At 47.1% G+C, this 14,401-nt stretch carries 15 protein-coding genes; 10 read left to right on the top strand and 5 right to left on the bottom strand.

Translation table 11 applies throughout. The features are described from left to right. Window positions 1-62 precede the first annotated feature (62 nt). The 6 genes from ACFQ1X_RS13595 to ACFQ1X_RS13570 all read left to right on the top strand — a co-directional run bounded on the left by ACFQ1X_RS13595 (window position 63) and on the right by ACFQ1X_RS13570 (window position 3,895). A complete protein-coding gene (locus ACFQ1X_RS13595) occupies window positions 63-428 on the top strand; it encodes a YolD-like family protein (RefSeq protein WP_379082975.1) in 366 nt (121 codons plus the stop codon). Window positions 429-605: 177 nt separating this feature from the next. Next, the gene (locus ACFQ1X_RS13590; RefSeq protein WP_144838252.1) at window positions 606-1,016 is read left to right on the top strand and encodes an acyl-CoA thioesterase; all 411 of its coding nucleotides are present in this window, start codon (window positions 606-608) and stop codon (window positions 1,014-1,016) included. 53 nt (window positions 1,017-1,069) lie between these two features. Next, window positions 1,070-1,831: an SDR family NAD(P)-dependent oxidoreductase gene (locus tag ACFQ1X_RS13585; RefSeq protein ID WP_144838250.1), complete on the top strand. Its 762-nt coding sequence runs from the start codon at window positions 1,070-1,072 to the stop codon at window positions 1,829-1,831. A gap of 16 nt (window positions 1,832-1,847) precedes the next feature. Further along, window positions 1,848-2,297 (top strand): MaoC family dehydratase N-terminal domain-containing protein, encoded by a 450-nt coding sequence (locus ACFQ1X_RS13580; RefSeq protein ID WP_144838248.1) that lies wholly within the window; start codon window positions 1,848-1,850, stop codon window positions 2,295-2,297. Continuing rightward, on the top strand, window positions 2,294-2,695 hold the full coding sequence (locus ACFQ1X_RS13575; protein ID WP_144838246.1) for a MaoC/PaaZ C-terminal domain-containing protein: 402 nt from the start codon (window positions 2,294-2,296) through the stop codon (window positions 2,693-2,695). Before ACFQ1X_RS13580 ends, ACFQ1X_RS13575 begins: the two co-directional genes overlap by 4 nt. A 21-nt stretch (window positions 2,696-2,716) precedes the next feature. Further along, window positions 2,717-3,895, top strand: coding sequence for an iron-containing alcohol dehydrogenase (locus ACFQ1X_RS13570; RefSeq protein WP_144838244.1), 1,179 nt, complete (start codon window positions 2,717-2,719; stop codon window positions 3,893-3,895). A 206-nt stretch (window positions 3,896-4,101) separates the two neighbouring features. On the opposite strand, the gene ACFQ1X_RS13565 is transcribed toward ACFQ1X_RS13570, so the two are convergent. The 3 genes from ACFQ1X_RS13565 to ACFQ1X_RS13555 form a co-directional block, all read right to left on the bottom strand. Continuing rightward, entirely contained in the window at window positions 4,102-4,722 is a 621-nt protein-coding gene (locus tag ACFQ1X_RS13565; protein ID WP_144838243.1) for a class D sortase, read from the bottom strand. Between the two features lie 18 nt (window positions 4,723-4,740). Next, window positions 4,741-5,331, bottom strand: coding sequence for an LPXTG cell wall anchor domain-containing protein (locus ACFQ1X_RS13560; protein WP_144838241.1), 591 nt, complete (start codon window positions 5,329-5,331; stop codon window positions 4,741-4,743). A 246-nt stretch (window positions 5,332-5,577) separates the two neighbouring features. Beyond that, the gene (locus ACFQ1X_RS13555) at window positions 5,578-6,189 is read right to left on the bottom strand and encodes a hypothetical protein (RefSeq protein WP_144838239.1); all 612 of its coding nucleotides are present in this window, start codon (window positions 6,187-6,189) and stop codon (window positions 5,578-5,580) included. Between the two features lie 503 nt (window positions 6,190-6,692). Between ACFQ1X_RS13555 and ACFQ1X_RS13550 the strand changes: the two genes are divergently transcribed. Both ACFQ1X_RS13550 and ACFQ1X_RS13545 read left to right on the top strand, forming a co-directional pair. Continuing rightward, complete coding sequence (locus ACFQ1X_RS13550; protein ID WP_379082968.1) at window positions 6,693-8,966, top strand: putative bifunctional diguanylate cyclase/phosphodiesterase; 2,274 nt, start codon at window positions 6,693-6,695, stop codon at window positions 8,964-8,966. 403 nt (window positions 8,967-9,369) lie between these two features. Beyond that, window positions 9,370-9,981, top strand: coding sequence for a class I SAM-dependent methyltransferase (locus tag ACFQ1X_RS13545; RefSeq protein WP_379082965.1), 612 nt, complete (start codon window positions 9,370-9,372; stop codon window positions 9,979-9,981). A gap of 136 nt (window positions 9,982-10,117) precedes the next feature. Here ACFQ1X_RS13545 and ACFQ1X_RS13540 read toward each other — a convergent pair whose 3' ends face one another. Both ACFQ1X_RS13540 and ACFQ1X_RS13535 read right to left on the bottom strand, forming a co-directional pair. After that, window positions 10,118-11,083, bottom strand: coding sequence for a class F sortase (locus tag ACFQ1X_RS13540; RefSeq protein ID WP_144838237.1), 966 nt, complete (start codon window positions 11,081-11,083; stop codon window positions 10,118-10,120). A gap of 27 nt (window positions 11,084-11,110) precedes the next feature. Then, complete coding sequence (locus ACFQ1X_RS13535) at window positions 11,111-12,442, bottom strand: hypothetical protein (protein ID WP_144838235.1); 1,332 nt, start codon at window positions 12,440-12,442, stop codon at window positions 11,111-11,113. Window positions 12,443-12,878: 436 nt separating this feature from the next. On the opposite strand from ACFQ1X_RS13535, the gene ACFQ1X_RS13530 reads away from it, so the two are divergent. Together ACFQ1X_RS13530 and ACFQ1X_RS13525 are read left to right on the top strand one after the other, a co-directional pair. Then, the gene (locus ACFQ1X_RS13530; RefSeq protein WP_144838233.1) at window positions 12,879-13,445 is read left to right on the top strand and encodes an RNA polymerase sigma factor; all 567 of its coding nucleotides are present in this window, start codon (window positions 12,879-12,881) and stop codon (window positions 13,443-13,445) included. After that, window positions 13,438-14,277, top strand: coding sequence for an anti-sigma factor domain-containing protein (locus ACFQ1X_RS13525; RefSeq protein ID WP_144838231.1), 840 nt, complete (start codon window positions 13,438-13,440; stop codon window positions 14,275-14,277). The genes ACFQ1X_RS13530 and ACFQ1X_RS13525 overlap by 8 nt, the downstream gene beginning before the upstream one ends. Window positions 14,278-14,401 lie beyond the last annotated feature (124 nt).

The raw sequence follows: 14,401 nt of genomic DNA, 5'->3' as shown, positions 1-14,401 counted from the left end.
AGCTTCTTTTCGTGGTATAAAATAAGAACAGGTGTTCTTATTTTTAGAAAGGAGTGGTTGGAGTGAAGAAGCTGAACAATCAATTCAAGATGCAGGGGGATATCAAGGACCGGGGGAATATCAAATGGCAGGGGCTGATGCTGCCGGAACATATCCAGATGCTGCGCGAATGGTACAAAGAGGATGAACAAGTGAAGCGGCCGGACCTCGACGAGTTCGATCTTCAGCTGATCCAGGAGGAACTCGATATCGCGTTGAAGCGCAAATGTGAAGTGCTGATCGAGACTTGGCGGGACAAGCAGCTGTTCAAACACAGAGGCATCATCGAGCGCATCGATGTGTCGCACCGCGAACTTGTTTACGAAAGCCCGTTTGGAATGGAGCGGCTGATGCTGGATGAGATTGTGGCGGTGACGTTGATTGATTAGTTAGGACTGCCTTTTGGGGCAGTCTTTTTTTATGGGCTCCAACTGATGAGTGCTCCCGGACTCGCTCAATTGACTGGCAATTGGGGTTCCTGTATATTGAAAAAGTAATTAATTGTCAGAAAAGTTAAAACAATCGTTTTGGATTTGCTGGGTATTTATAGAATCGGGAGGTTCACCATGTACGAAACCACCATTGAGCCGCGTGTGTCCGAAACGGACGGCGTGGGCCATATTAATAACACGACGATTCCTGTCTGGTTTGAAGCGGGGCGGCATGAAATCTTTAAATTGTTTACACCGGATCATTCATTCGAAAACTGGAAAATGATCATTTTGAATATGAATGTAACGTATAAAAAACAAATACATTTCGGTCAGGATGTGCTGGTCAAAACCTCGGTCAGCCGCATCGGCAATTCGAGCCTGGAGCTGTATGAGGAGATTTGGCAAGGGGATGTGTTGTGTGTGGAGGGCAAGGTCACTTATGTGAATTTCAATCTTCAGGCGCAAAAGGCTGAGCGGATTCCGGATTCGATCCGAGAGGAACTTGGCAAGCATATGGTGCAGGGCGAAACTTCAGAGGAATGAAGCGGGATGGTTTCATACAAAAATACATAAAAGTTGAAAGGGGAATAAGAAGGATGGGGATTTTCGAAGGGAGAACCGCTTTGGTGACTGGAGGCAGCAGAGGGATTGGCAGACAAATTGCCGAACGCTTTGCGAGTGAAGGGGCCAATGTGGCGATTATCGATATTAATGAAGAAGCGCTCCATTCGGCGAAAAATGAGCTGGAAGGAAAAGGTTATTCGGTATATGCGAAAGTGGCGAGTGTTACGGAAAGGGATCAGATTGAAGCGGCTATGGAGGAAGTGAACAACCGCTTTGGCTCCATCGATATTCTGGTGAATAATGCTGGAGTCATACGGGACAATATGCTGTTTAAGATGACGGATGAAGACTGGATGACGGTAATGGATGTCCATTTGAAAGGCGCATTTTTTGCCACGCGCGCCGCTCAGAAGTATATGATCGAAAACAAATATGGAAGAATCATCAACATCTCTTCCACGTCAGCGCTTGGCAACAGAGGACAGGCAAACTACGCAACGGCAAAAGCGGGACTCCAGGGATTCACGAAAACGCTCGCGATCGAATTGGGCAAGTTTGGAGTGACGGCCAATTCGGTGGCACCCGGTTTTATCGAAACGGATATGACAAAAGCTACCGCTGAACGGATGGGTGTGTCATTTGAAGATTTCATCAAAGGAACAGTGGCGACAATTCCAGCAGGAAGAAGCGGCAAACCGGAAGACATTGCGAATGCAGTGGCGTTTTTCGCAGATGAACGCTCATCCTTTGTTTCTGGCCAGGTTTTGTATGTCGCGGGAGGACCGAAAGATTGAGGAGGAGAGTTTGCGCATGTTGGAAGCGATGATTGGCAGGAAATCAGAAAAGGTGAAAAATGTAATTGAAAGAGGCGCGGTAAAAAAATTTGCGGAAGCGTTAAAGGATTCTTCGCCACTCTTCACCGATGAAGAGGCTGGAAAACGGTCCCGTTACGGCAGAAACCTTGCGCCGCCCACATTTCCGGTTACTTTCGACAGCGGTTCTATTCCGGGACTCAAGCTGCCTGGTAAAGGATTGATCCACGGAGAGCAAATTTACCAGTACACGCGTCCGCTGTTTGTGGATGAAGAAGTTTTTTGCTGGTTGGAAGTGAAGGATTATTACGAGAAAACCGGCAATTTCGGAAGAATGGGTTTTCTCGTGCTGATTCGTTACGGAGAAGATGCTTCCCGGCAGCTGCTCTTTTCAGAAGAGCGAATTGTGATTATAAATGACGCTGCCCGGAAGGAGATGGAAGCATGAGCCGGATAAATGAACTGGAAATCGGAGACGCATTGCCCACGATCCAATTAGAGCCCGTGTCACGGTTAGACCTGATTAAATACGCTGGCGCTTCCGGTGATTTCAACCCAATACATACAATCGATTCCGATGCCGAAAATGCCGGGCTCCCGGGGATTATAGCGCATGGCATGTGGACGATGGGGAATTTGGCGAAACTCTTCACGCCTTTTTTAGATGAGGGATTCATCCAGACCTATTCGATCCGGTTTAAGGGAATGGTTTTTCTGGGAGATATCATTTCTTTGAAAGCCGTTTTGAATGAAAAGGAAGATGGAAAGCAGACTTTTGAAGTTGAAGCTGTGAATCAGGAAGCGAAAAGAGTGTTGAGTGGAACTTTGGTTTTTTCCCTGCAGTAATAGATCAAAGGAGCTGGAAGAATGTCCTTTAAAATAACTTTTACGCCCCTTAACTATACAGGCTGGGGAGCGCTTGATCATCTATTGGATGAAGTAAAACGGTTTGATGCAAAAAATATTTTGATCGTGACAGATTCTTTATTGGAAAAACTGGGGATTGTGGATCAGGTTGTGAACCCGTTGGAAGCAGTTGGAATTCAAACTGAAATTTATACCGAAGTAGTGCCGGAGCCACCGCTTGAAGTTGCCGAAAAACTGGTGCGCCATACGAGGGAGCGGGAATTCGACCTGGTCATTGGGTTAGGCGGTGGAAGCGCACTGGACTTGGCGAAACTTGCAGGCGTATTGGCGACTCATGATGGAGATGTGGCGGATTATTTGAATTTGACGGGCAAACGGTCCCTGACACATAAAGGACTGCCGAAAATATTGATTCCGACGACTTCCGGAACGGGATCGGAAGTGACCAATATAGCGGTTCTTTCCTTGGAGACATCGAAAGATGTAGTGACGCACGATTATTTATTGCCTGATGCTGCAATCGTTGATCCGGCACTCACTGTTTCACTGCCGCCTAAAGTCACGGCCGCTACCGGAATTGATGCATTGACACATGCAGTCGAAGCTTATATTTCTGTTAATGCCAATCCCGTTACGGACGGTCTGGCGCTTCAGGCGATCCGGTTGATCAGTGGTTCAATTCGAACGGCTGTTTCGGATGGCAGCAATAAAGAAGCACGTTCTGATATGAGTTATGGCAGTTATCTGGCGGGACTCGCTTTCTTTAATGCGGGAGTAGCCGGAGTTCATGCACTGGCTTATCCGCTTGGCGGACAGTTCCATATCGCTCATGGTGAATCCAACGCTGTACTTTTGCCTTACGTGATGGGCTATATTCGTTCAAGTTGTGAGAAGCGGATGCAAGACATTTACGAAGCGATGGGTTATACCTTATCAGCACAACATGATGAAGGTGATTCGTTGAAATGTATTGAAGAGCTTAAGCGTATGGTCGCCGATGTCGGCATCCCTTTGTCACTCCAGGGTTTCGGTATTACCGAGGCGGCACTTGGCAACCTTACGGAGGATGCGCTCAAACAGCAGCGCATTCTTGCAAGAAGCCCGATGCAGCTCGAGCGGGAAGATATTCATGCTATTTACCGCAATGCGTTTGAAGGGGTAGTAAGAGAGAAAAGCTGAAGTGGCAAAAAAGAGTGCACAGAGTCTTTGTGCATTCCTTTTTTTTCGGAAAAAGTATTTTTGACAACGCCTCAAATTTTCCGGTTAAACAATTATAGAGAGTTATGCAGACGGAGAAAGAGGAAATTCGAGAAAGGAAAAGACACCTCCCTTTATATCCTGCCTTTGCATGGGCTGGATGGAAGATGTCTCAGTCGCTATTCTTTTTAATCTACAGAAACCAACTCTGCCTGGACAATATAGCGATCGGGAGCAGACCCGATAAAATCGAATGGGTAACAGGTGCTCAGCGTGAGTGTGGGCTTACTTTTACTGACAATGACGGTACGATCTTCCGCGTCGGTTATCCAGATTTTTCGGATTTGGTAATCATACGTCTTTTCCCCGTAATTGACGTAAAGATGATCACCTTCTTTTAAATCGCCCAATTGTCTGAACACCGTATCACGATGGCCCGCCAGAACCACATGCCCGACATTATCGGGCGTAACTGTCCATTGGCTGTCATACATGCCTACGCCTTGCGTTAAAGTATCTTCATCAGTTCCCCAGTAAACCTCGTATTGAGTTCCGATGCGGGGGATATTCAAGGTTCCCACATTCTCCCCGGCACTGTACGCCGGAGAAGGGGGTTTTTCTTCCACGTTTTTATTGGCAATTGGAATCTCAAGCTGTTGCTGGTATGCCGTTCTGTCCCAATTTTCAAATCGCTCCTGGATTTCAACTGGATTGGTGGTGACTGCCTGTGTCTGTTGCCACAAGGAATAACCGTTCCAAACGATTATCATGAAACCCGTGAGCAATAAGAAAATGCCTAGTTTCTTCATGTGCACCCGTCCTTAATTTTATACAAGAGATTTTCTGCGGAAGAACAGCAGAAGGGCACCTAATCCCATGACAATGCCGCCCAAAGCCATCATGCTTGGCAGGGAAGTGGCAGTGTCAGGAAGTTCTCCGCCGTTTTCAGAAGAAGATACATGATCCATCCGGTCACCGAATACCCATTTGCCGGCTTCGTAGCTGTAAGTGATGGTCAGGGTATACTCTCCTCTTAACGCGCTTTCCCCTTGCTGTGTCAGTTCATAAGTATTGTCGTCGACTTTTTCGAGTGTATAATCCTCATCAAGATTCAATTGAACAGGACCGTCCATTGGTATTATATAGGCTGTGCCATCCCGTTCTTCAAAATAGGTCTCTAAATAATGATCTGCCAGTGGCCAAACCATAATGCTTCTGAATTCTTCTTCCAGTCTTGCCATGGAGTCATATTCCACCACTTCATAATCCTGCGCCGTTTCAAGATTGTAGATCAAATCCCTGAACTGCTGTTCGAGTTCCCTGACAGGCGGCTCTCCGTGGTTGTCCGCGAATACCGGCATTTGCAACCCTGTCAGCATTACTAAAACAATGACTGCGGCTACTGATTTTTTCAACAAAAATAAAACCTCCTTAAAAGTAGTTACATTAACCCCTTTCCTTAGGAGGTGGAAGTTTAAACGTATTTTTGTAATTTTTTAATAATTTTGATGTTAATTTGTATTTCGTGCCGAAAAAAGGAGGGATCGCTCGGAATTGGTCCAAGTATGATAATTTAACACTTTGATGTAAGCAGTGTCCGACATATGGGGGAGCATCTTGGAGAACTCCTTTTTCAAAGCCTGGAAATTTTATTGCATGAATCTTTATTTCTGATGCTTAAGCAACGGTCTATTCACCAACAATACCAGCACCGGCCCAATAATCGGAATCCACGCCAGCCCCTTGTACCGCGCACCCGGATAAAACCGGTGGACGGTGTAGATCGACAGGCCATACAGCACCAGCCAGTCGACGCTCATGACCGACACCAGGCTGGAGGCGAAGAAATAATCGACATAGTCGGCAAAGGAGAATCCCTGCAGCAGCGTCAGCCAATTTCCGGCCCACATGATGATGAGGACGATCAGCCAGAAGCGCGAGCGCAGGAAACGGACGAGCCAGCGCGGCGTGCGCAGTTTCTTTTCGGGTTTTCGAATGCCGAATGCAAAATAAAGCAATAGCGAAAAAGCCCCGATGCCGAAAGACAGGAGCGCGAACGGCCACGCCGGCCAGCGCATCCGGTCGTTCAGGAGCAGGAGGGTCAGGAAGACGAGCGGAAAGATGCCGAGTGAATTGAACACGGCTAAGACGAGCGGATCGATGTCACCAATGTTTCCATTAAGCAGTTCCGGGAAAACCGGGTTATTGGCGCCGCTGCCGGGTGCCAGATAAACGGCATAGCCAATCAACAGCAGCCAGACGAGTAGAAAGATCATATTGTCACCTCATTACTTTTGTTATACCCCGTCTTGAAGAGGAGCTAACAAGTCTGCATAAAGTGAAAACCGGACGAATCGGAGAATTTCTCCGTTGTCCGGTTCTTGTCCTTTTATCACCTTGGGGAGGGGAGGTTCAGAGAAATCGGCATCTCCATCGCCGTCAACAGCTCAATTCGAAAGTATTTTGCTGCCGATACGTCATTTTCGGTGTTTTTTTGTCATTGATGATTGTAGGTGTTTTGTATTTTTTCCTGATAATGGAATTATGATAAAAGGACTATTTTTTTGTTATATTAACGGTTATAATATACTCCGGGAGGGTATAGTAAATAAGTAATGCTTATGACCTTGGGAATCGAAATCATTAATTTGAATAGATTAGTGGTCAGTTGCGTATTTTTATTTATTATCACGATCGAAATCTTCCGCTTTGAAATGGTATCGGCAAATGCACGGGACTGGGAGATATACATAAGTTCAGACATCGAGGGGGAACAGCCGTGTTTAAAAATAATATTTTTCCTATTTCGCTCATTTTATCGGTGATCAGTCTATTTTTCGGCTGGACCATTTATTTTGAAGGAAATCCTTTGCTGGTTTCCATTGGTACCAATGTGCTTCAAATACTTGTCGGAATGGCCGGCATCTTCTGGCTGTTCCAGGCTTATCGCAATGCGCAGCGCAGGCAGAAGAACTTTTGGCTGCTTCTGCTTATCGGCCTTTCTTTCTATATAGGTTCCAATTGGATGTGGCTTTACAGCCAGCTTCTTGAAGGAGCGGTGGATTCGTCGGAGTATTCGTATCTGGTATGGATGATTGCCTATCTCTTTTACCTGGCAGCATTGATCACCAAAGCCCGTGATCTGAGCAATGAATCTTCCGGGCAGTCTTACATTTTCAATATCACTGTCTTTATGATTACAGTCGCAGCCGTCAGTTTTCACTATTTGATAAATCCGATTATGACTCTGTCGGGTAATTCCTGGATAGCTGTTTTGACAGCAGTAGGATACCCCGTCGCGGACCTGACGATTCTATTTGTTGTGACGATTTTGTATTACCAGATATTAAAAAGTAAAAAGCAGGATATTATGCTATTGCTGGTGGCCGGATTTATGCTTCAGATTACAGCCGATTCTCTGTTTACATATGCAGCATTTAAGGGCACTTATCAGCCAGGCAGTCTTATCGACTTGCTATGGCTGCTGTCTACGTTGTTCCTCGGATTTACAGGCTATTTCGGCAAAATGAAGCAAAGTGTCGATTCCTGGATGTTGAATAATCCTGTCAGAGGGAAAGAAGGATCTTTTCCATACATGAGCATTCTGGTTCTGCTGGTACTGGTTGGCCACAGCTATCAATATAATTTCAACGCCCTCAGCACCGGATTATTGCTGACGTTTTTTCTGGTGCTTGGCCGGCAGCTGCACATTCTTCGGAAAAATCGGGAATTGATGCAGCAATACAGGTATTTGGCTTATCACGACCCGCTTACGAATTTGCGCAACAGGGGGAGCTTTGTGGAAGAAATTGAATGCATCCTGAACCAGGACACCTACAAACAGACGGCTCTCTTGTTGATTGACCTGGATCAATTTAAAGTGATAAATGATACACTCGGACATCATATCGGAGACTTGGTGCTCATTAAAACCGCCGAACGGCTGGAATCGATCATCGAAGAAAATATGCTGCTGTTCCGTCTGGGCGGCGATGAGTTCATCATTGTCATCATTGATGCCAACGATGAAAAATGTATAGTCACAGCCAATAAATTACTGGCGCTTTTCTGCGAATCACTCCAAGTTGATGAATACGAAGTGGATGTTACACCTAGTATCGGCATCAGTAAATTCCCTGAACACGGCAGTACAGCGGAGGATTTAATGAAAAATGCAGATGCTGCGATGTACCTGTCGAAAGAAAATGGGAAAAATGGCTACAGCTTTTTCAATGCGGATCTGAGCCAGGAAAAAGTCCGCAAAATGACCATTGAAATCGAATTGAAAAAAGCGATACAGAAAAATCAGCTTCAACTTCATTACCAGCCAAAAGTGGACCTTCGAGACAATACAATCATCGGAATGGAAGCCCTGTTGCGCTGGCAGCATCCGGAACTGGGCTGGGTGTCGCCGGTCGAATTCATACCGGTTGCTGAAGAGACGGGCCAAATCGTTTCAATCGGAGAATGGGTACTGCGGGAAGCATGCCGTCAAAACAAGCAGTGGCAGGAAAAGGGTTACCCTCCATTAACTGTATCGGTCAATGTTTCGGTATTGCAGTTCAAGCATAATAAGTTTGTGGAATCGGTTCAGAAGATTTTGGCTGAAACTGCTTTGGACACGCAATACCTGGAATTGGAAATCACCGAAAGCATCATGCAAAACATCAAAGAAAGCCGGAAAATCCTGAACAGCCTGCGGGAGTTGGGGATAAAAATATCCATCGATGATTTCGGCACCGGCTATTCCTCGTTGCATGTGCTCCAGCAATTGCCCATTGATACATTAAAAATCGATAAGTCCTTTGTTGACTCACTGGATTCTGATACGATGAATCCGATGGTGAAAACCATTATTGACTTGGGACTGAACCTGAACCTGACAATAGTGGCTGAGGGAATCGAATATGAAAACCAGCTGCATCTGCTGCTCGAACACGGCTGCACAATCGGCCAGGGCTATCTGTTCTCCAAACCGGTTGCGCCGGGTGATTTTGAAGAATTGATGAACCTTACGGATATGCTGCCTGCGGCTGTTCAACAGACAACTTAAGCTGGTATCCCACAATGAGAAATTGGACCAGCTTCCTCCATGCTTTCTTTATTTGATTGAGTATATAAAAAATTGCCGGATTGAACTGCACCACTGTTGTGGTGCAGTTTTTCTATGTGAAATTTAGCACAGGGGGTTATTCACCGCGGCCGCAGGAAGCGCCTGCGAATAGAATAGTAAGTGTGGTTAAGTTATAGTTGGGCTATATCCAGCCTCCGTTTAGCTCCAAGGTCCCCCACTGTGCAAAGACCTGAACAATGAAGACGTCTTTCCCCGCACACAATAGTGAATTCTTAATTCCTTATAAAAGAACTCAATAGTTTTTCTGCATTTATACAAAGTTGGCCGGTCTCAGAATGCCTGGAAATGAAAATTGAATAAGACGGAAGAAAGGGGAATTCGATTGTTGACTTATACTGGGGAAAGAGTGATTCCAGAAATGATGAATCCGATGAACGGGTTGCTGCTCGAACATATAGCCCGTTATCAATTTGCGATCGATTATGCAAATGGCAGGGTGCTGGATCTGGCGGGTGGTGTGGGGTACGGTGCGCAGCTCGTTGCAAAAGCGAAACATGAGGAATTGGAAGGAGTGATCGCGGTCGACTCGGACGGTGAAACCATCCGCTATGCCAAGCACCGGTATTATCATCCAAAAGTGACATATCTCCAGGAAGATGCATGTGACCCTCTGCTGCCACAAAAACTGGGCATGTTCGATTCGATCATCTCGTTTGAAACAATTGAACATCTGCCGGATGAAAAAAGGTTTTTGAACTCGCTGTATCAGATGCTGAATCCGGGAGGAAAACTGATTCTTTCAACGCCTTTCGGGCATGGGCGCGGAAAACCCAGCAGCACGCCTTTTCATGTGCACCAATTGAGCTGGGACGAATTCCATGAATTATTTGATCAGTATTCCTTGAAAAGGTTTTACTATCAAAGAGGCGTACTGATTGAACCTTCAAGAAACGGCATCCATTATCCGATCGGCATTGCGGTTTGTGAGAAATAAAAGGTACGAAATTATATACCATTTTTCAGAACTTGTGATGACACTGTTCAATAGCAAAAGGCCTATAACCAAATAAAAGCCGACACAAGGGAGAAATACCGCTTTCCCCAGTGCCGGCTTTTTTATTGGGCTTTTATCATTCAGCCGCCGTCTTCTCCGACTCATTCAAATCAACATCGACCGAAGAAACGTAATAGCGTTTGGTGTCATCCGCTTCGATTTTGACCTTTTTGCGGTCGAACAGGGAAACGGTTGCGATTTTCTTCAGTTCACCGCTGTCGATATCTTCCTCGTAGACACGGTAGCCGATGATGGCCTCATCGCGCACAGCGTGCCACGATAGATTGAACGAAGTCGCAACGACTTCCGTCGGCGCTTCCGGCTGTTTGTCCTGGACGCTCGAATCGGAAATTAATTCAGCTGTTACGACCAGGCGTTCTTCGTGGGAACCGATATTGCGGTTGAAGGTTCCGGTGCACGTGATCAAGTTGATCATCCGGCTGTCCGAAGGTCCAAAGATTTCTTCAATCGGTGCCTCAGCCGTCGGATAGCTGGCCATTTTACGGATTTCATAAACCATTTCGCGGCCATCTTTGTCCGTAAGGATGACTTTTTCGCCGGCTTCGACTTTACTCAAGTGATAGAAAATAGCCGGTCCGGCCAGGCCGTCGACATGCCCTGCGAGAACCGCATGGCCTTTCGCGCCGACTTGGAAGCCGGGTTCAAACCAGCCCACCTGATCGATGTCTTCAGGAACGCCCATTTCACCGTTGTCGAGAATGCCGGTCGCTTCAATCGCGGCATCGACCCCGATGGACGGGATGGCAATTCGTGACGGTTCCATGCCCTGGATGCTCTGTTGGCGCTGTTTCTGCAACTCCTGCAGTTTTTCGCGCTGTGCAGGCATAATCGGGAATTCGGCAATCTTATCGATATCTTCTTCCGACGCCAATTGCTCCGCCGGCGTTTCTTCGACAGCTGCAGGAAGGTCGAGCTGAGCGATGTCTTCTTCAAATGTGGGTTCTTCTGCCATTGGCTTCAGGATGACAAACAGCACTGCACAAAGAATCACTGCTGTAGCCATAGTCCAAAATTGTCTCATCGCTCAAACTCCTTCCTGTTTTATCGTTTATTGTTGTTTTCTCTGACGCATCGTCATAGTTCCTGCTGCCAGTAGAATCAATGTGCTCAATGCAACCCAAATCATCATTGTATTCATTTGGTTAGCTGAACCGCCAAGGCCAGTAGCTGGCATCTTGTCCGGGACAGCTGTTTCAAAGTTTTCCGGGAATTGATCGACGATAGCGCCGCTCAAGCCTTTACCAATGGCGAATACAATTGTGTATCCTTCACGGTACGTGTTATAAGATGCTTCGAAATCGCCTGCTGCATACTGGCTGAACGTGTCGACTACTGATTGTTCGTGTGCTGCAACATTAGCAATTGTTTCTTCCTGTGGCAAGCGGTCTTCTGTTGCAGTGCTCAGGAAAGTGCCAAGTTCAGTGGCGAATGTTTCAATTAGAGCTGATTGTGCCTGTTGAATCTGTTCTTCATCGCCGCCTGCTTGCGCAGTTGCCAAATCACTTTGTACTGAAATATGCTCGTTGTTCCATAGAGTTGCAAATTGAGTTGCAGCTTCGTCACCATAGAATGAAGCGATAGCTGCACTGAATTCTTCCGTATTCTGATCCTGTGCCCAGTCGGCAAAATCAAAGTCTGCCGCACCGTTATAGCCTTTTGCCATGCTGAGTTGCGCTAGAGCAAAATGCTCTGCAGCAATGCGGCTGACGGTCGAACGGAAATCACCGGCTGCTGTGTTCGGATCCGTAAATTGATCCGGGAACTGGGCCGCAATTGCGCCACTGATGGCACTGCCTGCTCCGAAAATCTGCTTGAAGCCTTCAAGGTAAGAAGTGTAAGAAGCTTCATAGTCACCATCTGCATATAAATCGAATGTATTCTGTACGAAATCTTCATGTGCGCGAAGTGCCTCAGTTGCGCCGTCTTCCGGCAGCTTGCCTTCTGTGGCGGTTCCAAGGAATGCACCCATTTCATCGACGAAAGACTGGATCTCCACCAGAGCTTCCTCTTGAGCTTCTTCGTCGCCGTCCTTCACAGCCATCGCATAATCATCAGTTCCGGTATTATGTTTATCGAAAATATCTGTGAAAGCTGCTCCGCCTTCCTCGCCATATACCGATGCGATTACCGGCTCCATATCCGCCGCATTGGCATCAAGTGCCGCCATTGCCGCTTCGGCTGCTGCGTCACCATCGTAAATCTTCATCATCGAATCCACTGCCAGCGCGTAATGCTCCGACAATAACGAATCCAAAGTCGACCGCAATTCAACGCCGCTCGTTTCTACCGGAGACGTTTCCTCTGCACTCACTGCCATTCCCATTGAAGGAACCAGCAGCGTTGCCCCTAATATCGGTGCTAATATTTTTCCGAATTTCATCGTCAACACTCCTTTGTTTTTTTGTTTCTACACGTATAACGGAGCGAGTTGATATTTAGATCAGTTTTTTAGTGACAAACTTCAATTTATTTTCTCTATACCCAAATGCAGCAGGTTAAGAGTTGTCTAAGATATGGAGCAAAAAAGCGCAGACTCCTGGGGGACCAAGCGAAGTGTCGAGATCCACTCGGACGAAGTCCCGAGTTAGCTCGACGCGAGCCCCCCGGAAAGCGAAGCTTTTTTGCGGAATATCGTTTATATGCGGAATATCTTTTATATAAGAAAACAACACAGAATTTATTGCCAGACTGATCTAAAACGGCCTTTTGCACGTTGAATACATGAGCTTACAAAAATAAAACCGGCACAGACTTTCTCCAATCAGTCCGGTTATAGTAAGCTAATGTTATGACACATGCATAAAAGGAGAACATCGATGGAGAAAAGTTCCGATACGCTGCTTTACTCACGCATCAAAGAAAAAGATAAAGATGCGCTTGAAGACTTGTATGACCGGTACGAAAAGATTCTATTCTCGTTTCTCTATAAAATGACCCAGGACCGCGATCTGGCGGAAGAGGCCCTCCAGGAAGTATTCATCAAAATCTGGCGGGGAATCGGCGAATACGACGACAGCAAAGGGAAATTCACTTCCTGGCTGTTCCGCATGGCACAGAATTCCGCGATCGATTTAATACGCAAGCGTAAAGCGGCGACCGTGCCGCTCGATGAAGTTGCCGAAATGCCGAGCAAGGACTCGAGCGTTGAGCAGACGGCCGAATGGCAGGAAGAGAAAGAGCATATCCAGGCTGCCGTTTCGCAATTATCCACCGAACAGCAGGAGATGATCCAATTATTTTATTTCAAAGGACATACGCATGAAAAAATTGCCGAGATATGCGGCATGCCGCTCGGAACCGTCAAAAGCAGGATCCGGCTGGCACTCGGCAAACTGAAAAAAACGCTGCATGGGATGCAGGAAAGGGGGGCTACCGATGAATAACGAATTATGTGATCAATTGGTCGACTATTTGAACGGCACATTATCTGAAGAACAAACACGCGAATTCGAAGAACATCTGAAGACTTGCGACGAATGCCGCGAAATCGTAGACGCAACCGGACAGCTCCCTTATCTTTCAGACCCGGCAGAACCACCTGCGGGAATGAAATCACGGATCCTGTCGAATGTTTTCGCAGAAGACAGCGCGACAGACAGCTCATCCGCATCATCAGCGTCGTCTGCCGCGGCATCATCTTCGGCAGGCAGCAAAGCTTCAAGCTCATCGCACGCCGAGTCGGAAAGCCGTACACGGGATGATGGCGTTGAAGCAGAGAAAGTGGTGCCTCTGCCGGACCGCGGCAAGAAACGTATTTGGTGGACACCGGTAATCGCTGCGGTGCTGCTCGTCTCGCTGCTCGGCAATGCCTTTGCATTCATGCAATTGCAGCAGGAGCAGGCGGAGCCCGCCGAGCCGGTTGAACCGACCGAGCCGCAAACGGTGTTCCAGTCGATTGATCTGCAGCCGAGCGAAGATTTCAGCGGCGGCGGAACAGCTGCATTGATCGAGGAAGAGGACGGCGCATTGAACTTGGTGGTCCAGGGTGAGCAACTCGCAGCGCTTGAGGGCGAGCAGGTTTACCAGGTCTGGCTGATCGATGGCGACAATCCGATACCAGCCGGCGCATTTACGGCTAATGCCGACGGTGAAGGCGCCACCTATTTCAATATCGACAACAACACCGAAGAATGGGATACCATCGCAATCACATTGGAACCGCAACCCGGCAACGAATCGCCGCAGGGACAAGTGGTTCTGAGCGGTGAGATCTAAATCATATTAACGACCGGCTGCCGGGTGCAGCCGGTTTTTTTATGGACAGCAGTAAATTTTTAAAGGAGATGCCTGCTGATAATAGAAAACTATAGAAGCAGGCAAAACCAAACAACTGGAGGAG

The organism is Metaplanococcus flavidus (genome assembly GCF_042675885.1).
In the GTDB taxonomy this organism is placed as follows: domain Bacteria; phylum Bacillota; class Bacilli; order Bacillales_A; family Planococcaceae; genus Planococcus; species Planococcus flavidus.
The sequence above is the reverse complement of the archived record's forward strand: the minus strand, read 5'-3'. Positions and strand labels throughout refer to the sequence as shown.